The following is a 20203-nucleotide window of genomic DNA, read 5'->3' on the forward strand; positions in this document are numbered from 1 at the left end:
GTAAGAAATTGCGCCAGCAATTGCTTTCCCATAATGACAGAGAATGTGTAAGGTGATAAATTGCCCACCTGTTAACTTCCGATAAAGTTTTTCTGATAATAAAAATTCAATTTTGTAGCGCCCAATATTACACAACAACACCTTGCTCATTGTTTTAATTGAGTTTTAATAAAAACGCACGCATATGACATCACAATCCTGGCTGTCTTTAGTCAACAAGAAATATCAGCTATCTTTACGTTTGTTTTTATTTCTGAACGCCGCATCAGCATTGTTCTCGGTAACAAACCCTCTCTATTCCGTGCGTGTGTTATCAGTCCCGCTCTTTGCCGTACTGACTATCAGCACAGGCTTACTTATCTGGCACTGGAAAAACAGCACGCGAAAAATAAATATCCCTGTTGTTTCAGCTATTTTTGGTCTTTTATGGGCCTGGCAGATCGTCTCTAAATTTCTGTTAATCACGCACGATCACGCGACCTATTTAATGATGGCGCTATTAACAGTGCTTTTTATAGGGTCTCTGGCGTTCGCAAGTAATATTAAAGCCTTTACGTTACATTCATTTCCCGCTTTTATATCCTGCCTGTGGCTTAGTCCGTCCGAAAACTGGCTGAGAATGGCCTATTTTTTCGCGCTGCCGGTGGTCGCCATTGGTATCCATCATGTTCTTCAGCGGCGCAATGACCGTTTCGCCCAGGAGCTGCTTTCCGAACTGCTGGAGGAGCGCGAAACCCTGACCGATCTCAGCATGATGGACCCGCTCACCGGCCTATATAACCGTCGCGGGCTGCAAAGCCGGCTGGAGAATCTTCCCAGGCCTGACGCTGGCGAGCACTTCGTGCTGCTAATGGATATCGACCACTTCAAAGCCTACAACGACCATTATGGCCATATGATGGGCGATCAGGCCTTGATCAGGGTCTCGGCTGCGATACGCGACGCCGTGCGCTCACGCGATGTTGTCGCCCGGTTTGGCGGGGAAGAATTTATGGTGCTGTTGAGTAACATCCCGCTGGAGCAAGCGCGACAGACGGCTGAACGCATACGTCAGAAGGTTTACGATCTTAAAATCCCCCATATGTTTAACGAAAGCGTCGCCACTAACGTGACCATCAGCATCGGCATCGCCATGTTCGAAGGTGAAGACGTTGAGGGCGCGCTGGCGAAAGCCGATAAAGCCCTCTATGAAGCCAAGCATATGGGACGTAACAGCATTCTGCTGAGCGAAGAGCTTCATACCGCCTGAAACCGCCTTCACAGCGCCAGGATAAAACGCTTGCGCTCGGTTTTATCTATAGTTAGGATTGGCAATCATTATCATTTAGATTTGTAATCCACACTATGGCGACTCGTACCGCACACATCGTTGAGCCCCTGCTCTGGCGAGCTCCACTCTCCGCCGGGGAAACGACGCTTGCGGATGCCATTCGGGAAAAAATTGCCGTAACGCGCGCCCATCTGCTGGATTTCATCAAACTGGATGAAGCACCGCCGCATCATGCTCTGACGCTGACTGAGTGGCAACGCCCTGCGGAGCTGCAGTCACTGCTGGCAACCTATTCCGACCATATTTATCGTAACCAACCTACCCTGACGCGGGAAAACAAACCGCTGTTATCCCTCTGGGCACAGTGGTATATCGGGCTGATGGTGCCGCCTGTCATGCTGGCCCTGTTGACCCAGGAAACGATGCTCGATCTCTCGTCGGAACATTTCCATGTTGAGTTTCATGAAACCGGGCGCGCTGCCTGTTTCTGGATTGATGTACACGAAGATCCGAGCGCGAGACACCTGTCAGCGCAGGCGCGTATGGAACGGCTGATTACAAGAGCGCTGGTTCCGGTCATTGATGCGCTGGAAGCGACGGGAGAGATTAACGGCAAACTGATCTGGAGTAATACCGGGTATCTTATCCACTGGTATTTAACGGAGATGAAGCCGCTGCTCGGCGACGAGAAAGTGGATGCACTGCGTCAGAGCTGTTTCTTTGCCAGACAGCTGTCGGATGGACGGGATAACCCTCTTTACCGCACCGTGGTTCCGCGTGAGGGACTTCTGGTACGTCGTACCTGCTGTCAGCGCTACCGTTTGCCGGACGTCCAGCAGTGTGGCGATTGCACGCTTAAGTAGTCTGGCCCGGCCTGAAACCCGCAGAGAGAGGGAACAAACATTAAAAACGGCAACCTGCGTTGCCGTTTTGCTTTTACCTAAGCGACCTGCTGATTTTCCTCTTCTCCATTACGCTGTGCTTCTTCCGCTTCCTGCTGAAGCAACTGTTTCTCGTACACCTTGAAGAACGGGAAATAGATAATGGCGGAAACGCAGGCCAAAACCAGCACCAGAATGGCTGCACGGAAATCCCAGCCCAGCGCCCAGGCGGCACCAACCGGAGCCGGTGCCGTCCACGGCACAACGGAAATCACGCGGCCAATCAGATCAAACTTCATCGCTGCCCATGCCAGCACGGCATTAACCATCGGCGCCAGCAGGAAAGGAATAAAGAACACCGGGTTCATCACAATCGGCGTACCGAAAATCACCGGTTCATTGATATTGAAAATGCTTGGTACCACGCTCAGGCGTCCAATGGAGCGCAGGTGCGCGGAGCGGCTACGCAGATAGCAGAACACCAGCCCCATCGTCGCCCCCGATCCGCCGATAACGATAAAGAACGTCCAGAAGGCTTCCATAAAGATGTGTGGCAAAGGCTGGCTCGCCGCCAGCGCGGTCTGGTTCGCCCCCAGGTTTGTCAGCCAGAACATTTGCAGCATCCCGGAGACAATCGCCGCGCCGTGGATCCCGGCAAACCACAGCAGGTGGCCAATCAGCACCGCCAGCAGGATCGCAGGCAGCGAGTCAGCCGCAGAGACCAGCGGTTTGAATATCGACATGATGGCCTGTGGGATCAGCATACCGAACTGCGACTGGATCAGCAGGCTCAGCGGGTAGAGCGTGAGCACCACCACCAGCACCGGGATCAGCAGGTCAAACGAGTTTTTGATCATCGGCGGTACCTGGTCTGGCAGGCGGATCCCGATATTGTGTGCTTTCAGGAAACGCATCATCTCAACGCAATAGATCGCCACCAGAATCGCGGTGAAAATACCGGTCCCTCCCAGGCTATCGACCGGCAAAGCGCCTTTGGTTTTAGGGGCGGCGACCAGCAGGAACGCCATCAGCGACAGCATCGCGCACATGAACGGATCCAGCTGATGCGTTTTAACGTAATGTTTGCCCAGGTTGTAGGCAATAGCCGCACAGATATAAAGGGACATCACCCCCATTGTCATATCAAACGGCGTCAGAATTTGACCTTCAAACTGCTTCGCCATATCCAGCCAGGCGCGAGCAAAACCCCAGGTGGTATCAGGCGAAAAAGGCGGGTAAGCGAACACTAATAAAAACGAGCCTACAATCATAAACGGCATCGCTGAGATAAACCCGTCACGAATAGCCATAACGTGACGCTGGGAAGAGATGCGCCCGGCAATAGGGCTGACATAATTTTCAACGAAGCGGAAAATCAGATTAAATGCAGCGTGGTTGGCAGACATAGCAGATCTCCTGTCAGACGTTCGTTTTGGACGCTCTCACGTCACACGTTGTTCCATACATCAGCGTCACAACCTTGCCGGATCGTGTACCTGCGGTACTGCTCAAACGGAATGGTTTCATAATTAGCTCTTATTATTAGATACAGGGGAAGTTACACACTTAGTATTAATCTCTGCATCACGCTCTGCAACCGGTTACTGTAACCGGTTTCTGTGAATGTGAAGGCGATCCAGAAATCGCCCCTGACGGATATTTGTTACTTAAGGGATATTTACAGCGACTAAATTCTTATGACAGATTACGCAGGATATTTGTCAGGAGGAATCAATGAGTTTGCAGTCTGTACAACAGTTTTTTGCCGAACACGCTCCGGATATAGAGATCATTGAGCTTAACCAAAGCACAGCGACTGTTGCCCTTGCTGCTGCCGCGCACAACGTTGAACCCGGCCAAATTGCCAAAACGCTGTCACTGAAAATTAAAAATGACGTGATTCTGGTGGTTGCAAAAGGCGATGCGCGTCTGGATAACAAAAAGCTTAAAGAGACATTCGGCGCAAAAGCCCGCATGCTCAGCAGCGATGAGGTAGTCACCCTGACGGGTCATCCTGTCGGCGGCGTCTGCCCTTTCGGACTGGAAAATCCGCTCTCTGTTTACTGTGACATCACATTAAAACAGTACGCGGAAGTGTTACCCGCAGCGGGTGCCATCCACAGTGCGGTGCGTATATCGCCCGACAGAATGGCGGAGCTGACCGCAGCAAAATGGGTCGATGTCTGCATTTAAACGTTGCGCCAGAAGAACTCTGGCGCACCACTTAACGCTGAGAGAATGAAGGAACGGTGAGAGCTGAACGACGCACTTCCCGGGCAGGGAGATGCGCCAGGATATCCGCCGCATCCAGTAATCCCACGTCAGAATTGACGCCCAGCTTTACCATTGCGTTAAACTTATGCGCCCGGATGGTTTTAATATTGCGTTCAAGCTGCGCCGCAATTTCAGGGATTGAAAATCCCGATGACATATAACGCAGTATTGCCCTTTCGGTTGGGCTTAACATACGATTCTGGCTCACACACCAGTGATTGTACATGTTGTCATTCACCTGATGCGTTTCGCTGAGTAATGTCTCCAGCCCCTCCATTAGCTGCTTTAGCGGAACCGATTTACTGATTATCCCATGCAAGCGAGAAGGCGAAAGATGGCTGACCAGCCTCGCCTCCATTTCGTCAGAGGCCAGCACGATACGCTGGACGTCGCTGTGGGTGAAGGTGAGATCCCGTAAACAGGCCAGACAGTTTCTCCGCTCTTCACGCTCATCAGACAGTGAATAGATAACCGCATAGAATGAGATATCCACGAGCGCCGCTTTAAAGCTGGCGAATCTGCTAAACAGGTGCACCTGGTAATGGCTCAGGGCGGGCATCGCAAAGAGATGCTTCAGCCCTACAGCGCTCATTGAGCAGCTTTCGATGACGGCGATATGTCTTGTTGCAGTGGTCTTTTCCATTCCTCAAACTCTCCATAAGCCGACATTAAACTGAGTTCTCGCATTCCCTGGGTACTGCTTATCCACGCGTACATATCGGCATTACTGCGAAGTGATAAGCGGCGCATTGCACTGTTTTTCTGTGCACTGATCGTTTTATTACTTTTATTCAGCAGCGTGGCTATTTGGTTGATTCCCCAACCTTTACCTAATAAACGCAACACCTTGCGTTCAGAGTGGGTGAGCGCAATCATTTGCTCACTCTCTTCTTCAATATCGGACGTTTCCGGTATTAATAACGTCTGGCTTATTCGCTCGGCACGTTCACTGCCCGCGCGAATAGCGTTAATAACGCCTTCGATCGGTTCCATATCCGAAAGCAGCGTGCTTTCCGGACGCATAAGAAGCTCTACTGCAAGTGGATAAAGGGGACGCGAGACAAGGAATATCCAGTGAATGTCCCGATACTGATTCATTAATCCATAATACTGCTCAAGCGTGCCGCGAGGATTACGATACTCACCTGAAATATCGGCAATAACGACCCCAGCGCGACGCAATTGTAGTAGCGTCAACTCCTGCATCGAACGGCAGTACGTTATTTCAAAATCAGGAAAATGACGCGTCATGACGCCACCTAGCCCATTTTGCATGACCGGCACTCTACTAATCACCACTCCGTGTTTACCATTCAATGGCAACATAGACCCTCCCTGTCATAAATTCATTATTTAAGAACGAACTAACCCTACGAGTTTAAACACGCTTGCATCCCTCAGTACAAAACGGCTTAATACTCGCAAATCAGAAGAAATGTCACATGGGTTAAGAAACGCCCAATACTGGCTTAATATCGCATAAAGACCACAAAACTTTAATTAAGATTGCGTGAAAAGATTGAAAATATGAAATTAGAAATACTTAATATATTGTCTTTATAAATCTCTATTTTTATATTCATTAAATAAATAGAAAGTGCGGTTTTCTCCCCCTGCTCACGCGACTGATTGCACAAATGTTGATCTGGCCCAGCGCAAAGGGCCCTGCCCTTTGTGTTAAAAGTAAGCAATCTCTCTTCTCTTCAGGGCGTTTCATGCAGGCAGATCGGTCTACGCAACGTGCTACCACGCGGCTATGTATTCAGTGCGGGCTTTTTCTCTTACAGCACGGGGCAGAAAGCGCCCTCGTGGAAGAACTTTCCACACGCCTTGGGCTGGCGCTGGGGATGGACAGCGTTGAGAGCTCTATCTCGTCAAATGCCATTGTGCTGACCACCATTAAAGACGGACAGTGCCTGACCTCCACCCGTAAAAATCATGACCGCGGCATTAACATGCACGTCGTGACGGAAGTGCAGCACATCGTGATCCTTGCTGAACACAAGCTGCTCGATCTGAGGGAGATAGAGAAACGCTTCAACCAGATCAAACCTCTCCGGTATCCACGCTGGCTGGTTGTGCTGATGGTGGGACTCTCCTGCGCCTGCTTCTGCAAGCTCAACGCGGGCGGCTGGGACGGCGCTGTCGTGACCTTCTTTGCCAGCAGCATCGCGATGTATGTCCGCCAGTTGTTGACGCACAGGCAACTGCATCCGCAAATTAACTTCTGCATCACGGCGTTCGTGGCGACAACCGTATCCGGCCTGCTTTTGCGCCAGCCTTACTTCGCCAGCACGCCTACTGTTGCGATGGCCGCCAGCGTATTGCTGCTGGTGCCGGGTTTTCCCTTAATCAACGCCGTCGCTGATATGTTCAAAGGCCACATCAACACCGGTCTGGCGCGCTGGGCGATAGCCAGCCTGCTGACGCTGGCGACCTGTATCGGGGTGGTAATGGCCATGACACTCTGGGGGTTACGCGGATGGGCGTGATGGATTTTCTGCTCGCACTGGCGCAGGACATGCTCCTGGCAGCCCTTCCCGCCGTTGGCTTTGCGATGGTGTTTAACGTACCACAGCGTGCATTACCCTGGTGTGCGCTGCTGGGTGCCATTGGCCACGGCTCACGTATGATCATGATGACCTCGGGCTTTAATATCGAATGGTCGACGTTTATCGCCTCCATGCTGGTCGGCAGCATCGGTATTCAGTGGTCCCGCTGGTATCTGGCGCACCCGAAAGTGTTCACCGTGGCGGCAGTCATTCCTATGTTCCCGGGCATTTCAGCCTATACGGCGATGATCTCCGCCGTCAAAATCAGCCACTTTGGCTACAGCGAACCGCAGATGATCCTGCTTCTGAGCAATTTCCTTAAAGCCTCGTCGATTGTGGGCGCGCTCTCCATCGGCCTGTCGATCCCCGGATTATGGCTTTACCGCAAACGTCCACGCGTATAATAAAATCGCTTGCAATTGTATCGTGCGCTATCTATATTCATTTCATGGACGCAAAAACGAACGACACTACCAACGCGCTTCTGCTGGATAACCAGCTCTGTTTTGCCCTCTATTCGGCAAATCTGGCGCTTAACAAGCTGTACCGGCAACTGCTGGCGCCGCTTAACCTGACTTACCCGCAATACCTGGTGATGCTGGTGCTGTGGGAGCAGGATGATATTACGGTGTCAGACATTGGCGAGCGGCTGTTCCTGGATTCCGCCACGCTGACTCCCCTGCTGAAACGCCTGGAAAGCGCAGGATTAATCTTCCGCCAGCGTTCCCGTCAGGATGAGCGTCAGGTCGCCGTCACCCTGAGCGACGCGGGTCGGGCGCTGCAACAGCAGGCCGTGACGATACCCCACGCCGTGGGCTGTGCAGCGCAGTGTGATACCGACACCATGCTGGCGCTCAAGCACCAGCTCGAACTTTTGCGCCAACAGCTTCATCGCGCGTAAGGCTATACTTTACGCGTCTGATTTTAACTTAATACATCGTGCGCTATTTAATAGTGCATATAAACGTAAGATGAGGAACCTGCCATGTCTTTAGAAAAAGTTGTCTACACTGCCAAAGCCAAAGCAACCGGAGGCCGTGATGGCCGCGCAACGTCTTCCGATGGCGTTCTGGATGTCAAACTGGGTGTGCCAAAAGAGATGGGCGGCATGGGGGGTGAAGTAACCAACCCTGAACAGCTGTTCGCTGCGGGCTACTCCGCCTGCTTCCTGGGCGCAATGAAGTTCGTTGCGGCACGCGACAAATTCGCTCTGCCAAAAGACGCCTTTATTGAAGGCGAAGTGGGGATTGGCCCGCTGCCAACCGGTTTTGGTATCGAAGCGAAGCTGAACATCCACGTTGAAGGGATGGACGCAGCGGAAGCTAAAAAACTGGTGGATGCAGCGCATATCGTCTGTCCGTACTCTAACGCGACGCGCGGCAATATCGACGTGACGCTGAACATCATCGCGTAAACAGCCCTTGTGATTTTAGCCCCGGTAAGCGTAACGCCGCCGGGGAAATCCTCTCCTTTCCTCTCCTCTCTCTGTGCTACCATAACCCTCAATCACGTCCGTAGTAATCAGTTGAGAAAGTGTTATGTCCTCCAGAATCCTGACCACCAGCATTGCTGGCATTGATGCCTTTATGCGCGATCCTCGCGGTGTGTTGACGCACGCCGAAGGCGGCACGCTCGCGGTATTTGCCGACAACGCCCCGGCGTTTTATGCGGTCACGCCGGAACGTCTGGCGCAGCTTCTGGAAATTGAAGCGAAGCTGTCGCGTCCGGCGAGCGATGTCATGCTGGATAATCAGTTTTTTGACGAACCCGCCAGCGCCCCGGTGGCCGTTCCAATGGGGAAATTTCCCATGTACGCCGGTTGGCAGCCGGACGCCGATTTTCAGCGGCAGGCGGCCTTATGGGGAATAGCCCTCGCGCAGCCCGCGACGCCAGAAGAGCTGGCGGCCTTTACCGCTTACTGGCAGGCTGAAGGAAAAGTCTTCCACCATGTTCAGTGGCAGCAAAAGTTCGCGCGCAGTCTGCAAATCAACCGCGCCAGCAACAATGGCCAGCCAAAACGTGATATCAATGCCTTTTCAGAACCGGACAAAAAAATCCCTGATGGATTCCGAGGTGCGAAATGAAAAACGTCGGCGACCTGATGAAACGTTTGCAGAAGATGATGCCCGCCAACGTGAAGCCCGCCTTCACCACCGGTGAAGAGCTGCTGGCATGGCAAAAAGAGCAAGGTAAAATTCGCGCGGCTGCCCTCGCCCGCGAAAACCGCGCGATGAAAATGCAGCGCACCTTTAACCGCTCGGGCATTCGCCCTCTGCACCAGAACTGCTCCTTCGAGAATTATAAGGTCGAGTCACAGGGGCAGATGAACGCCCTCAACCAGGCGCGCCAGTACGTGGATGAATTTGACGGCAACATTGCCAGCTTCATCTTTAGCGGAAAACCCGGCACGGGGAAAAATCACCTTGCGGCCGCAATCTGCAACGAGCTGCTGCTGCGCGGGAAGTCAGTGCTGATTATCACCGTGGCCGATATTATGTCCGCCATGAAGGACACCTTCAGTAACCGCGAAACCAGCGAAGAACAGCTGCTGAATGATTTGAGTAACGTGGATTTGCTGGTCATCGACGAGATCGGCGTCCAGACGGAGTCCCGCTACGAAAAAGTGATCATCAATCAGATTGTCGATCGCCGTTCGTCGTCAAAACGCCCAACCGGTATGCTGACGAACCACAATATCGACGAGATGACCCGACTTCTTGGCGAGCGGGTGATGGATCGCATGAAGCTGGGTAACAGCCTGTACGTCATCTTCGACTGGGACAGCTATCGCAGCCGCGTCACCGGCAAAGAGTATTAAGATATTTCCAGGGAGCACTGGAAGAGCAGAGGTATATACTGAACCCACTTTTGGCCCAAAACGGACCTTGTTGAGTAAATCATTATGAAAAAACAGTTTCTTATCAGCATCCTTACTGGCGCCCTGCTGGTGACTGGCGCAGCGCAGGCCGCATCATGGCAGGAGTCGCTCTCCAGCGCAGCAAGTGAGTTAACCAAAGAGAGCGGCACTTCCCAGGGCGGGCTGTCAGCCTCGTCCCTCACCGGCCTGCTGAGTAACAGCTCCCAAAGCCTGAGCGCCGGAACGATGAACAACGCGGCGGGCATTCTGGAATACTGCGCGAAGCAGAAACTGGCTTCCGTTACCGATACCGAAAACATCAAAAACCAGGTACTGGGTAAACTGGGTCTGGACACCCAGGAGCAGAAAGCGGACACCAACTATATGGACGGTATTCAGGGTCTGCTGAACGCGCAAAATGGCCAGCAGCTGAACCTCAGCACCCTTGGAAATTCATCTCTGGCGAAACAGGTAAAAACGAAAGCCTGCGATCTGGTGCTGAAACAAGGCGTTAATTTCCTCTCCTGATCGCCTCCCATTTTCTGCCACAACACGCCGGGTTTATTACGTTAGTCTTACACCGCGGCGTGAAGTGCGTTTTTTTACCCCCTGCCACCACCTCAGCCTCCGTGTGCCACGCTGCGACTGTATTCAAAAATCCGATTTTATAAACCAAATCCTAACAACAGCACACTTTCGTGACACTAAAATTGCAGCTAAGCGACATCGCAATTACATTGTATTACCCAAAAAATAAGCAATTAGTCGGCTAAGCGTCCGGCATGATGAGGATCTGCTGTTGTCAGAGTTAATGTCCCTTGTCCTTTTCCTGGCTTCCATCGGCGTTTATGCCTGGAAAGCCGGTCGTCACACCTGGTGGTTTGTGGCCACCCTGGTGGTGCTCGGCATTTTTATTGTTTTAAACATTACGTTATATGCCAGCGATTACTTTACCGGCGACGGTATTAACGACGCGGTGCTCTACACGTTGACCAACAGCCTCACCGGCGCTGGTGTGGGTAAGTACATCCTTCCGGGTCTGGGGCTGGTGGTCGCCCTGGTGGGCATCTTCGCCGCGCTGGCCTGGGTTCTGCGCCGTCGCCGTCACCGTCCGCATCATCATGGCTACAGCCTGCTGGCGCTGTGCCTGGCGCTGGCCTCCGTGGATGCCAGCCCGGCATTCCATCAAATTACCGAGCTGGTAAAATCCCAGTCGCGCGATGGCGATCCGGACTTTGCGGCCTATTACAAAGAACCCTCGAAGAAGATCGACAATCCCAGACTCAACCTGGTCTATATCTACGGCGAAAGTCTGGAACGCACCTATTTTGATAACGATGCTTTCCCGAACCTGACGCCAGAGCTTGGCGCGCTGAAAAACCAGGGCCTCGACTTCAGCCACACCATGCAGCTCCCTGGCACGGATTACACCATCGCCGGGATGGTGGCCTCTCAGTGCGGCATTCCGCTGTTCGCCCCGTTTGAAGGCAACGCCTCCGCCTCAATGTCGAGCTTCTTCCCGCAGAACATTTGCCTCGGCGATATCCTAAAAAACTCGGGCTATGAAAACTACTTTATGCAGGGCGCTAACCTGCGCTTTGCCGGGAAAGATGTGTTCCTGAAATCCCACGGTTTCGATCACCTGTATGGTTCCGAAGAGCTGAAAACCACGGTGGCCGATCCGGCCTACCGCAACGACTGGGGCTTTTACGACGATACCGTTCTGGATGAAACCTGGAAGAAATTCGAGGAGCTTTCCCGCGCCGGTAAACGCTTCTCGCTGTTTGCGTTGACCGTTGACACGCATCATCCGGATGGTTTCGTCTCACGCACCTGTAAACGTCAGGGCTATGACATTGACGGTAAAAACAACAAGTCGTTCAGCGCCGTGACCTGTAGCCAGGAGCATATCGCGGCGTTAATCGAGAAAATCAAAGCGTCGCCGTATTTCAAAAATACGGTCATCGTCGTCTCATCTGACCATCTGGCGATGAAAAACAGCGCCTGGGATGAACTGAATAAGCTGGATCGCAGCAACCTGTTCTTTGTGCTGCGCGGCGATAAACCGCAGCAGGAGATCATTGCCGCTAAACGTAACTCGATGGATAACGGCGCTACCGTGCTGGATATTCTGGGTGGCGATAACTTCATTGGCCTGGGCCGCAGTACGCTGTCGGGCCAGTCCCTGTCGGAAATCTTCCTCAACATGAAGGAAAAAATCCTCGCCTGGAAGCCGGATATCATTCGTCTGTGGAACTTCCCGAAAGAGATAAAAGACTTCACCATCGATCAGGATAAAAAAATGATCGCGTTCTCCGGCAGCCATTTCCGCCTGCCGCTGCTGCTGCGCGTGTCGGATAACCGCGTCGAGCCGCTGCCGGAAAGCGAATACTCCGCGCCACTGCGCTTCCAGCTGGCGGAATTTGCCCCGCGCGATAATTTCGTCTGGGTCGACAAATGCTACAAAATGGGCCAGCTCTGGTCGCAACAGCTGTCGCTGTCCACCGACTGGTGCGTCTCTCAGGGGCAACTCGGCGGCGAGCAGACCGTGCAACACGTTGACAAACCGCAGTGGCAGGGAAAAACCGCGTTTAAAGATACGATTATTGATACCGCACGCTATCAGCGCAACGTAGACCTGCTGAAAATCGTCGACAACGACATTCGTTATAAAGCAGACAGCTTCATCTTTAATGTTGCCGGCGCGCCGGAAGAGGTGAAGCAGTTCAGCGGTATTTCACGGCCGGAATCCTGGGGGCGCTGGTCTAACGCGCAGTTGGGCGATGAGGTGAAAATTGAATATACCCATCCGCTGCCGGAGAAATTCGATCTGGTGATCACCGCCAGGGCATTTGGTCCCAACGCAAACCGTCCTATACCGGTGCGCGTCGGTGATAAAGAACAGACGCTGACGCTGAGCAACGATGTCACCACCAGCACGCTGCATTTCGATAACCCAACGCGCAGCAATACGCTGGTCATTGTGCCACCCGATCCGCAGTCCACTAACGAAGGGAATATTCTCGGTCACGCTCCGCGCAAGCTGGGGATCGGCATGGTGGAGATTAAAATTGTGAGCAGCGCTGGCTGATGACGGCGTTCACTCTTCGCCCGACGCGCATCGACGACGTCGCTGCCCTGCCCGCCATTGAACGCGCGGCGGGGCAGCGGTTTCGCGACGTTCCTGAGCTGGCCTGGCTGGCAGACAATGAGGTTATTTCTGTTGAAGATCACCTCGGTTACGCCGGACGCGGATTAAACTGGCTGGCGCTGGCTGACGACAGGCCCGTGGGTTTTATTCTCGCCGAAGCTCATCCATCGTCGCTGTTTATTGTGGAACTGTCGGTTCACCTGGACTGGCAGGGACGAGGTCTTGGACGCCAGTTAATCGCCCGTGCCGCCGCGCATGCCCGCAGTCTGGGGCTGAACTCGCTGACGTTAACGACGTTTCGTGATGTCCCGTGGAATGCGCCCTTCTACAGGCGATTAGGGTTTGAAATGATGACGACGCTGACGCCGGAACTGCGCCAGAAACGCGAGGAAGAGACGGCGCACGGTTTAGCGTATGGTTCCCGCTGCGCCATGCGCCTGCCTCTGTAAAATCGCCCGGTGGCGCTGCGCTTACCGGGCCTACAAAACCCAATTCCGCCGTCCGGGTAAGGCGAAGCCGCTCCCGCCAAAACGCACACCCTGTAGGCCGGGTAAGGCGTAGCCGCCACCCGGCGAAACGCACAACCCGTAGGCCGGGTCAGGCGCAGCCGCCACCCGGCAAAACGCACATCCCGCAGGCCGGGTCAGACGCAGCCGCCACCCGGCAAAACGCACAATCCGTAGGCCGGGTCAGGCGTAGCCGCCACCCGGCGAAACGCACAATCCGTAGGCCGGATCAGGCGTAGCCGCCACCCGGCAAAACGCACAGCGTCAGAACGTTTCCCAGTTATCGCCCGCGTCTGCGGTCGCCGGTTTACGCGCTACTACCGGTGCGGCAACGCTTTTCGCGGAGGCGAACTCGCGCGCCTTCATCTGTTCCTGCTGAATACGGAACACCGCAACGGCCTGCGTCAGACGGCTCGCCTGCTCTTCCAGTGCCGCGGCCGCCGCCGCAGACTCTTCCACCAGCGAGGCGTTCTGCTGGGTCACGCGATCCATCTCAGCCACCGCCAGCCCAACCTGGTCGATACCGCGGCTCTGCTCGTCAGACGCAGACGCGATTTCGCCCATGATATCCGTCACGCGCGTTACCGCATTCACGATCTCACCCATGGTTTCACCCGCGCTTTCAACAAGCGTTGAACCAATTTCCACGCGCCCCACGGAGTCTTCAATCAGGCTCTTGATCTCGCGAGCCGCCTGGGCGCTGCGCTGCGCCAGGTTTCGGACTTCACCTGCAACCACCGCAAAACCACGCCCCTGCTCGCCCGCACGCGCCGCTTCTACCGCCGCGTTCAGCGCCAGAATATTGGTCTGGAAAGCAATCCCGTCGATCACGCTGATGATATCGGCGATTTTCTGCGAACTGCCGGCGATGTCACGCATGGTCTGCACCACGTTATCCACCACCTTGCCGCCTTTCTGCGCGGTTTCAGACGCGCTCAGCGCCAGGTTGCTCGCCTGACGGGCGTTCTCGGCGTTCTGCTTCACGGTGGCAGTCAGCTGTTCCATGCTGGCGGCGGTCTCTTCCAGAGAGGCAGCCTGCTGTTCGGTACGGGATGAGAGATCGTTATTGCCCATCGAGATTTCGCTCGCACCGCTGTAAATAGCGTTGGCGCCGTTACGCACGTCACCCACGGTACGCACCAGCTCGCCCTGCATATGGCGCAGGGAGTCAGCCAGTACACCCATCTCGTTGGAGCCTTCCACGTCGATGCGCTTCACCAGGTCGCCGCTGGCGATATGACGAATGCTGTCAATCAGACGGTTCAGCGGCGAAATCAGCGCCTGACGAATACCCAGCCAGACGGCAACAATCACCACCAGCACCGCAGCCAGCACGCTAATCAGCACCCAGATAGCCTGGCGGTAAGAGCTGTTGCTGTCTTCAACCGCGGTCTGATACAGCGCGTCGTTCTGTTGCAGGTAGTTGACGTACTGCTTCTCAAAGCCATCCTGATAGCTCTGGGTCGGCTGGTCGAAGAACTCATTGATTTTGCCCGCCCCCAGCAGCTGGATCAGCTCAGCCAGCGCGCCATGGTAAATATCGTAATTACGTTTGATTTCCAGTGCCGCAGCGTCGCTCTGACGCGGGTCGCGCGGCAGCGCTTCGTAATCCGCCCAGTTTTTTTCCGCCTGTTTCAGAGACGCAGAGGCAATCTGCATCAGCTCGGCGACGGTTGAGCCGCTGCCGATATTGTTCTGATCCATCATATAGCGGATACCCGCGCGGTTCAGGGTGTTACGGGTTTGCAGCAGCGCCACCCAGCTACCGTTCAGGGTGGATTGTTGCTGGCGAATGGTTTGCAGGATGGTGAAATTCTCTTTGTCATGCTTCAGGGCATTGAAGAAAAGACCACCAGACGTGAGTTGTAAAAGGCCAAATATCGCTAAAACCAGCAGTAAGCTGGTGACAATCTTGATTCGGTTTAACATGTTTTCTCTTTCCTCAGGCAGATACAGAATATTCGGCCTGGCATGAGAAAACTTTACGAAAATCATCCTGGAATTTAGGGTTTTTACGCTTCGTCCCTCGCGGCGATATGTCGGTTTCCAAGTTCAATAAACTCTTCCAGCAGCGCCGTGAGCTGCTTCATCTTCTCAGGCGTATATTCCGCCTCAATCTGCAGGTACGCCTCTTCCACCTGAGCCTGAGCACGCTGGTACAGCGCGTTGCCTTCTTTCGTCAGCGACACGTACAGCTTGCGCTGGTCAGTCACCGGTTTTAAGCGCAGCACCAGACCGTCGCGCTCCATCCGCGTCAGAATGCCGGTCAGGCTTGGGCGCAAAATACAGGTGCGGAACGCCAGATCGTGAAAATCCATGGAGGGATGCTCGGCCAGCACGCGGACGATACGCCACTGCTGCTCGGTCAGATTATGCCGCTTCACTATCGGGCGGAAGTAGCCCATCGCCGCTTCACGCGCCTGCAACAGCGCGATGGTTAATGAGTCATGCATCATCTACCCCTTACATCATTAACAAATAAACAATTAAAAACTGATGCTTTTATAGACAACACGTTTTAACCCAAAAAGTCTAACAGAAACAAAGCTATTTTTTTAACTTATTGATTTAAATATCAATCCACCCTTTTATGTAAATTTATTGTTATTTGCATCACAAATTATTCACTTCTGATTGCGAAACGAACAGCAAAAGCATAAAACCAGATCATTAACATATTAATGAAATCAAAACCGGACAGCCGGTTTGAGGAGTATGGGAATGAAAGGTACTGTTTTTGCCGTAGCGCTAAACCACCAAAGCCAGCGTGTGGCCTGGGCTGAGGCGTTTGAAAAAGCCCCCTATAACGCGCCGCCAAAAACGGCGGTGTGGTTTATCAAGCCACATAACACTGTTATCCGCGCAGGCGAACCGATTCCCTTCCCGCAGGGAGAAACCGTGTTAAGCGGCGCGACGGTGGCGCTGGTGGTGGGCAAAACCGCCAGCAAAGTACGCGTTGAAGAGGCGGCGGCGTACATCGCCGGCTACGCGCTGGCTAACGAAATCAGCCTGCCGGAAGAGAGCTTCTACCGTCCGGCGATCAAAGCCAAATGCCGGGATGGATTTTGCCCGCTCGGCGAACCTGTCGCCGTTGATAATGTGGATAATCTGACCATCATCACCGAGATCAACGGCCGCGAAGCGGACCACTGGAACACGGCCGATCTGCACCGCAACGCCGCCGAACTGCTGAGCGCCCTGAGCGAATTTGCCACCCTGAACCCCGGCGATGCGATATTGCTCGGCACTCCGCAAAGCCGCGTCGAAGTTCGCCCGGGCGATCGGGTACGTATTCTGGCAGAAGGATTTCCGCCGCTGGAAAACCCGGTGGTGGAGGAACGCGACGTTGCCATCGCTTCGCGCACGCCGCCGCACGCCACGCTGTTTGCCCTCGGTCTGAACTATGCCGACCACGCCAGCGAGCTGGACTTCAAGCCACCCACCGAGCCGCTGGTGTTTATCAAAGCGCCAAACACCTTTAACGGCGACAACCAGACCTCGGTGCGCCCAGACAACATTGAATACATGCATTACGAAGCCGAGCTGGTGGTGGTCATCGGCAAAACCGCGCGCAAGGTCAGCGAAGCCGAGGCGATGGACTATGTTGCGGGCTACACGGTGTGCAACGACTACGCCATCCGCGATTATCTCGAAAACTACTATCGCCCGAACCTGCGGGTGAAAAGCCGCGACGGGCTGACCCCCATCAGCCCGAACGTGGTGCCAAAAGAAGCCATTCCTGACCCGCACAACCTTCGTCTTCGCACCTACGTCAACGGTGAACTGCGTCAGGAAGGCACCACGGCAGACCTGATCTTCAGCATCCCCTACTTGATTGCGTATCTGAGTGATTTCATGACCCTGCAACCGGGCGACATGATTGCCACCGGCACGCCGAAGGGGCTGTCCGACGTGGTGCCGGGCGATGAGGTGGTGGTGGAAGTGGAAGGCGTAGGCCGTCTGGTAAACCGAATTGTCAGTGAGGAGACTGCAAAATGAAAAAGATTAACCACTGGATCAACGGTAAAAACGTCGCCGGAAGTGAGTACTTCCACACCACCAACCCGGCCTCCGGCGAGGTGCTGGCAGAAGTGGCCTCCGGCGGCGAAGCCGAAATCCATCAGGCCGTTGCCGCCGCCAAAGAGGCGTTCCCGAAATGGGCCAACCTGCCGATGAAGGAGCGCGCGCGCCTGATGCGTCGCCTGGGGGATCTGATTGACCAGAACGTGCCGGACATTGCCGCGATGGAGACCGCCGACACCGGCCTGCCGATCCACCAGACCAAAAACGTGCTCATTCCGCGCGCCTCGCACAACTTCGAGTTCTTCGCCGAGGTGTGCCAGCAGATGAACGGCAAAACCTACCCGGTCGACGACAAGATGCTCAACTACACCCTGGTGCAGCCGGTGGGTGTCTGCGCGCTGGTGTCGCCGTGGAACGTGCCGTTTATGACCGCCACCTGGAAGGTCGCGCCGTGCCTGGCCTTAGGGAATACCGCGGTGCTGAAGATGTCTGAACTCTCCCCGCTGACCGCCGACCGTCTGGGCGAGCTGGCCCTCGAAGCGGGCATTCCGGCGGGCGTGCTCAACGTGGTGCAGGGCTATGGCGCCACGGCGGGCGACGCGCTGGTGCGTCATCATGACGTGCGCGCCGTCTCCTTCACCGGCGGCACCGCCACCGGGCGCAACATCATGAAAAACGCCGGGCTGAAGAAGTATTCCATGGAGCTGGGCGGCAAATCGCCGGTGCTGATTTTTGAAGACGCGGACATTGAGCGCGCGCTGGACGCCGCCCTGTTTACCATCTTCTCCATCAACGGCGAACGCTGCACCGCCGGCTCGCGCATCTTCATCCAGCAGAGCATCTACCCGGAGTTCGTCAAACGCTTTGCCGAGCGCGCCAACCGCCTGCGCGTGGGCGACCCGACCGATCCGAACACCCAGATTGGCGCGCTCATCAGCCAGCAGCACTGGGAAAAAGTCTCCGGCTATATCCGCCTCGGCATTGAAGAGGGGGCAACCCTGCTGGCGGGCGGCCCGGACAAACCGACCGATCTGCCTGCGCACCTGAAAGGCGGCAACTTCCTGCGCCCGACCGTGCTGGCGGATGTCGATAACCGCATGCGCGTGGCGCAGGAAGAGATCTTCGGGCCGGTGGCCTGCCTGCTGCCGTTTAAGGATGAAGCGGAAGGCCTGCGCCTGGCGAACGACGTGGAGTACGGCCTGGCATCTTACATCTGGACCCAGGACGTTAGCAAAGTGCTGCGTCTGGCGCGCAGCATCGAAGCGGGCATGGTGTTCGTCAACACCCAGAACGTGCGCGACCTGCGCCAGCCGTTTGGCGGCGTGAAGGCCTCCGGCACCGGGCGTGAGGGCGGCGAGTACAGCTTCGAGGTCTTCGCGGAGATGAAGAACGTCTGTATCTCCATGGGTGACCATCCGATTCCAAAGTGGGGGATCTGATCATGGGAAAATTAGCCTTAGCAGCAAAAATCACACACGTTCCGTCAATGTATCTCTCTGAACTGCCGGGCAAAAACCACGGCTGCCGCCAGTCGGCCATCGACGGGCATAAAGAGATCAGCAAGCGCTGCCGCGAGCTGGGCGTGGACACCATTATCGTCTTCGACACCCACTGGCTGGTGAACAGCGCGTATCACATCAACTGCGCGGACCATTTTTCGGGCGTCTACACCAGCAACGAGCTGCCGCATTTTATTCGCGACATGACCTACGACTACGACGGCAACCCGGAACTCGGCCAGCTGATTGCCGACGAAGCGGTGAAGCTTGGCGTTCGCGCCAAGGCGCACAACATCCCGAGCCTGAAGCTGGAGTACGGCACGCTGGTGCCGATGCGCTACATGAACGCGGATAAGCACTTCAAAGTGGTCTCCATCTCGGCGTTCTGCACGGTTCACGACTTCGCCGACAGCCGCAGGCTTGGCGAGGCCATCATCAGTGCCATCGAAAAATACGACGGCACCGTGGCGGTGCTTGCCAGCGGCTCGCTCTCGCACCGCTTTATCGACGACCAGCGCGCGGAGGAAGGGATGAACAGCTACACCCGCGAGTTTGACCGCCAGATGGACGAGCGCGTGGTGAAGCTGTGGCGCGAGGGGCAGTTCAAGGAGTTTTGCAGCATGCTGCCGGAGTACGCCGACTACTGCTACGGCGAGGGCAATATGCACGACACGGTGATGCTGCTGGGGATGCTCGGCTGGGACAAATACGACGGTAAGGTGGAGTTTCTCACCGAGCTGTTCGCCAGCTCCGGCACCGGCCAGGTCAACGCCGTTTTCCCGCTGCCCGCGTAAGGAGCCACCATGCCGCATTTTATTGCTGAATGTACCGACAACATCCGCGAGCAGGCCGACCTGCCAGGGCTGTTCGCCAAAGTGAACGAGGCGCTCGCCGCCACGGGCATCTTCCCCATCGGCGGCATCCGCAGCCGCGCCCACTGGCTGGACACCTGGCAGATGGCAGACGGTAAGCACGATTACGCCTTTGTGCATATGACGCTGAAGATTGGCGCGGGGCGTAGCCTGGAAAGCCGGAAAGAGGTCGGTGAAATGCTGTTTGCGCTGATCAAAACGCACTTCGCAGAGCTAATGGCGGGCCGTTATCTGGCGCTCTCTTTCGCCATGGAAGAACTCGATCCGACGCTGAACTACAAACAAAACAACGTGCACGCGTTGTTTAAGTAGACATCT

At 55.0% G+C, this 20203-nt stretch carries 21 protein-coding genes; 16 read left to right on the forward strand and 5 right to left on the reverse strand.

Features of this window, described 5'->3' with window-relative positions:
• Nucleotides 1–184: 184 nt before the first annotated feature.
• Together ACWKXX_RS21490 and fhuF are read left to right on the forward strand one after the other, a co-directional pair.
• Nucleotides 185–1249 carry a GGDEF domain-containing protein gene (locus ACWKXX_RS21490; protein WP_003856569.1) on the forward strand — a complete coding sequence of 355 codons (1065 nt, stop codon included), beginning with the start codon at nt 185–187 and terminating at the stop codon, nt 1247–1249.
• A gap of 95 nt (nt 1250–1344) precedes the next feature.
• Nucleotides 1345–2133, forward strand: a complete 789-nt coding sequence (fhuF, locus tag ACWKXX_RS21495; protein ID WP_023303051.1) for a siderophore-iron reductase FhuF — start codon at nt 1345–1347, stop codon at nt 2131–2133.
• Between the two features lie 77 nt (nt 2134–2210).
• Here fhuF and ACWKXX_RS21500 read toward each other — a convergent pair whose 3' ends face one another.
• On the reverse strand, nt 2211–3557 hold the full coding sequence (locus ACWKXX_RS21500; protein WP_003856571.1) for a PTS cellobiose transporter subunit IIC: 1347 nt from the start codon (nt 3555–3557) through the stop codon (nt 2211–2213).
• 328 nt (nt 3558–3885) lie between these two features.
• Between ACWKXX_RS21500 and ACWKXX_RS21505 the strand changes: the two genes are divergently transcribed.
• Entirely contained in the window at nt 3886–4344 is a 459-nt protein-coding gene (locus ACWKXX_RS21505) for a YbaK/EbsC family protein (RefSeq protein ID WP_003856572.1), read from the forward strand.
• Between the two features lie 31 nt (nt 4345–4375).
• Here the strand turns inward: ACWKXX_RS21505 and bglJ are convergent, their stop codons facing one another.
• A complete protein-coding gene (gene bglJ / locus ACWKXX_RS21510; RefSeq protein ID WP_015572607.1) occupies nt 4376–5017 on the reverse strand; it encodes a DNA-binding transcriptional activator BglJ in 642 nt (213 codons plus the stop codon).
• Complete coding sequence (locus ACWKXX_RS21515; RefSeq protein WP_017383841.1) at nt 5014–5751, reverse strand: helix-turn-helix transcriptional regulator; 738 nt, start codon at nt 5749–5751, stop codon at nt 5014–5016. Before ACWKXX_RS21515 ends, bglJ begins: the two co-directional genes overlap by 4 nt.
• A 389-nt stretch (nt 5752–6140) precedes the next feature.
• Here ACWKXX_RS21515 and ACWKXX_RS21520 point away from each other — a divergent pair, with 389 nt between their 5' ends.
• From ACWKXX_RS21520 to ACWKXX_RS21560, 9 genes are all read left to right on the forward strand, one after another.
• Nucleotides 6141–6917, forward strand: coding sequence for a threonine/serine exporter family protein (locus ACWKXX_RS21520; protein WP_017383842.1), 777 nt, complete (start codon nt 6141–6143; stop codon nt 6915–6917).
• Nucleotides 6908–7381 carry a threonine/serine exporter gene (locus tag ACWKXX_RS21525; protein ID WP_015572605.1) on the forward strand — a complete coding sequence of 158 codons (474 nt, stop codon included), beginning with the start codon at nt 6908–6910 and terminating at the stop codon, nt 7379–7381. The genes ACWKXX_RS21520 and ACWKXX_RS21525 overlap by 10 nt, the downstream gene beginning before the upstream one ends.
• A 44-nt stretch (nt 7382–7425) precedes the next feature.
• Entirely contained in the window at nt 7426–7878 is a 453-nt protein-coding gene (locus ACWKXX_RS21530) for a MarR family winged helix-turn-helix transcriptional regulator (protein ID WP_023295883.1), read from the forward strand.
• 84 nt (nt 7879–7962) lie between these two features.
• Nucleotides 7963–8391 carry an organic hydroperoxide resistance protein gene (locus ACWKXX_RS21535; RefSeq protein ID WP_003856578.1) on the forward strand — a complete coding sequence of 143 codons (429 nt, stop codon included), beginning with the start codon at nt 7963–7965 and terminating at the stop codon, nt 8389–8391.
• 124 nt (nt 8392–8515) lie between these two features.
• On the forward strand, nt 8516–9061 hold the full coding sequence (dnaT, locus tag ACWKXX_RS21540; RefSeq protein ID WP_003856579.1) for a primosomal protein DnaT: 546 nt from the start codon (nt 8516–8518) through the stop codon (nt 9059–9061).
• Nucleotides 9058–9795, forward strand: a complete 738-nt coding sequence (gene dnaC, locus ACWKXX_RS21545) for a DNA replication protein DnaC (protein ID WP_003856580.1) — start codon at nt 9058–9060, stop codon at nt 9793–9795. The genes dnaT and dnaC overlap by 4 nt, the downstream gene beginning before the upstream one ends.
• A gap of 84 nt (nt 9796–9879) precedes the next feature.
• Nucleotides 9880–10362, forward strand: coding sequence for a DUF2501 domain-containing protein (locus ACWKXX_RS21550; protein ID WP_015572603.1), 483 nt, complete (start codon nt 9880–9882; stop codon nt 10360–10362).
• A 271-nt stretch (nt 10363–10633) separates the two neighbouring features.
• Complete coding sequence (opgB, locus tag ACWKXX_RS21555; protein WP_017383843.1) at nt 10634–12925, forward strand: phosphatidylglycerol--membrane-oligosaccharide glycerophosphotransferase; 2292 nt, start codon at nt 10634–10636, stop codon at nt 12923–12925.
• The gene (locus ACWKXX_RS21560; RefSeq protein WP_261666452.1) at nt 12925–13434 is read left to right on the forward strand and encodes a GNAT family N-acetyltransferase; all 510 of its coding nucleotides are present in this window, start codon (nt 12925–12927) and stop codon (nt 13432–13434) included. Before opgB ends, ACWKXX_RS21560 begins: the two co-directional genes overlap by 1 nt.
• 321 nt (nt 13435–13755) lie before the next feature.
• Here the strand turns inward: ACWKXX_RS21560 and tsr are convergent, their stop codons facing one another.
• Nucleotides 13756–15420: a methyl-accepting chemotaxis protein gene (gene tsr / locus ACWKXX_RS21565; protein ID WP_017383845.1), complete on the reverse strand. Its 1665-nt coding sequence runs from the start codon at nt 15418–15420 to the stop codon at nt 13756–13758.
• A gap of 83 nt (nt 15421–15503) precedes the next feature.
• The gene (gene hpaR, locus ACWKXX_RS21570) at nt 15504–15944 is read right to left on the reverse strand and encodes a homoprotocatechuate degradation operon regulator HpaR (protein WP_454540880.1); all 441 of its coding nucleotides are present in this window, start codon (nt 15942–15944) and stop codon (nt 15504–15506) included.
• Between the two features lie 268 nt (nt 15945–16212).
• Between hpaR and hpaG the strand changes: the two genes are divergently transcribed.
• The 4 genes from hpaG to ACWKXX_RS21590 are packed head-to-tail and all read left to right on the forward strand — an operon-like array spanning nt 16213 to nt 20197.
• On the forward strand, nt 16213–17490 hold the full coding sequence (hpaG, locus tag ACWKXX_RS21575) for a 4-hydroxyphenylacetate degradation bifunctional isomerase/decarboxylase (protein WP_048220388.1): 1278 nt from the start codon (nt 16213–16215) through the stop codon (nt 17488–17490).
• Nucleotides 17487–18953, forward strand: a complete 1467-nt coding sequence (gene hpaE / locus ACWKXX_RS21580; protein WP_023303046.1) for a 5-carboxymethyl-2-hydroxymuconate semialdehyde dehydrogenase — start codon at nt 17487–17489, stop codon at nt 18951–18953. Before hpaG ends, hpaE begins: the two co-directional genes overlap by 4 nt.
• A 2-nt stretch (nt 18954–18955) precedes the next feature.
• Nucleotides 18956–19807: a 3,4-dihydroxyphenylacetate 2,3-dioxygenase gene (gene hpaD / locus ACWKXX_RS21585; RefSeq protein WP_032661486.1), complete on the forward strand. Its 852-nt coding sequence runs from the start codon at nt 18956–18958 to the stop codon at nt 19805–19807.
• Nucleotides 19808–19816: 9 nt separating this feature from the next.
• Entirely contained in the window at nt 19817–20197 is a 381-nt protein-coding gene (locus ACWKXX_RS21590) for a 5-carboxymethyl-2-hydroxymuconate Delta-isomerase (RefSeq protein WP_023295876.1), read from the forward strand.
• Nucleotides 20198–20203: the final 6 nt, after the last annotated feature.

It is taken from the genome of Enterobacter sp. UPMP2061 (assembly GCF_053709615.1).

Excerpts from the sequence above, each read along its gene's own strand:
- dnaC (WP_003856580.1), top strand. The coding sequence starts at position 9,058 with ATGAAAAACGTCGGCGACCTGATGAAACGTTTGCAGAAGATGATGCCC.
- ACWKXX_RS21520 (WP_017383842.1), top strand. The coding sequence starts at position 6,141 with ATGCAGGCAGATCGGTCTACGCAACGTGCTACCACGCGGCTATGTATT.
- ACWKXX_RS21535 (WP_003856578.1), top strand. The coding sequence starts at position 7,963 with ATGTCTTTAGAAAAAGTTGTCTACACTGCCAAAGCCAAAGCAACCGGA.
- hpaG (WP_048220388.1), top strand. The coding sequence starts at position 16,213 with ATGAAAGGTACTGTTTTTGCCGTAGCGCTAAACCACCAAAGCCAGCGT.
- ACWKXX_RS21525 (WP_015572605.1), top strand. The coding sequence starts at position 6,908 with ATGGGCGTGATGGATTTTCTGCTCGCACTGGCGCAGGACATGCTCCTG.
- ACWKXX_RS21500 (WP_003856571.1), bottom strand. The coding sequence starts at position 3,557 with ATGTCTGCCAACCACGCTGCATTTAATCTGATTTTCCGCTTCGTTGAA.
- tsr (WP_017383845.1), bottom strand. The coding sequence starts at position 15,420 with ATGTTAAACCGAATCAAGATTGTCACCAGCTTACTGCTGGTTTTAGCG.
- ACWKXX_RS21530 (WP_023295883.1), top strand. The coding sequence starts at position 7,426 with ATGGACGCAAAAACGAACGACACTACCAACGCGCTTCTGCTGGATAAC.
- ACWKXX_RS21550 (WP_015572603.1), top strand. The coding sequence starts at position 9,880 with ATGAAAAAACAGTTTCTTATCAGCATCCTTACTGGCGCCCTGCTGGTG.
- hpaR (WP_454540880.1), bottom strand. The coding sequence starts at position 15,944 with ATGCATGACTCATTAACCATCGCGCTGTTGCAGGCGCGTGAAGCGGCG.
- ACWKXX_RS21590 (WP_023295876.1), top strand. The coding sequence starts at position 19,817 with ATGCCGCATTTTATTGCTGAATGTACCGACAACATCCGCGAGCAGGCC.
- hpaE (WP_023303046.1), top strand. The coding sequence starts at position 17,487 with ATGAAAAAGATTAACCACTGGATCAACGGTAAAAACGTCGCCGGAAGT.
- hpaD (WP_032661486.1), top strand. The coding sequence starts at position 18,956 with ATGGGAAAATTAGCCTTAGCAGCAAAAATCACACACGTTCCGTCAATG.
- ACWKXX_RS21560 (WP_261666452.1), top strand. The coding sequence starts at position 12,925 with ATGACGGCGTTCACTCTTCGCCCGACGCGCATCGACGACGTCGCTGCC.
- dnaT (WP_003856579.1), top strand. The coding sequence starts at position 8,516 with ATGTCCTCCAGAATCCTGACCACCAGCATTGCTGGCATTGATGCCTTT.
- ACWKXX_RS21490 (WP_003856569.1), top strand. The coding sequence starts at position 185 with ATGACATCACAATCCTGGCTGTCTTTAGTCAACAAGAAATATCAGCTA.
- bglJ (WP_015572607.1), bottom strand. The coding sequence starts at position 5,017 with ATGAGCGCTGTAGGGCTGAAGCATCTCTTTGCGATGCCCGCCCTGAGC.
- ACWKXX_RS21505 (WP_003856572.1), top strand. The coding sequence starts at position 3,886 with ATGAGTTTGCAGTCTGTACAACAGTTTTTTGCCGAACACGCTCCGGAT.
- fhuF (WP_023303051.1), top strand. The coding sequence starts at position 1,345 with ATGGCGACTCGTACCGCACACATCGTTGAGCCCCTGCTCTGGCGAGCT.
- ACWKXX_RS21515 (WP_017383841.1), bottom strand. The coding sequence starts at position 5,751 with ATGTTGCCATTGAATGGTAAACACGGAGTGGTGATTAGTAGAGTGCCG.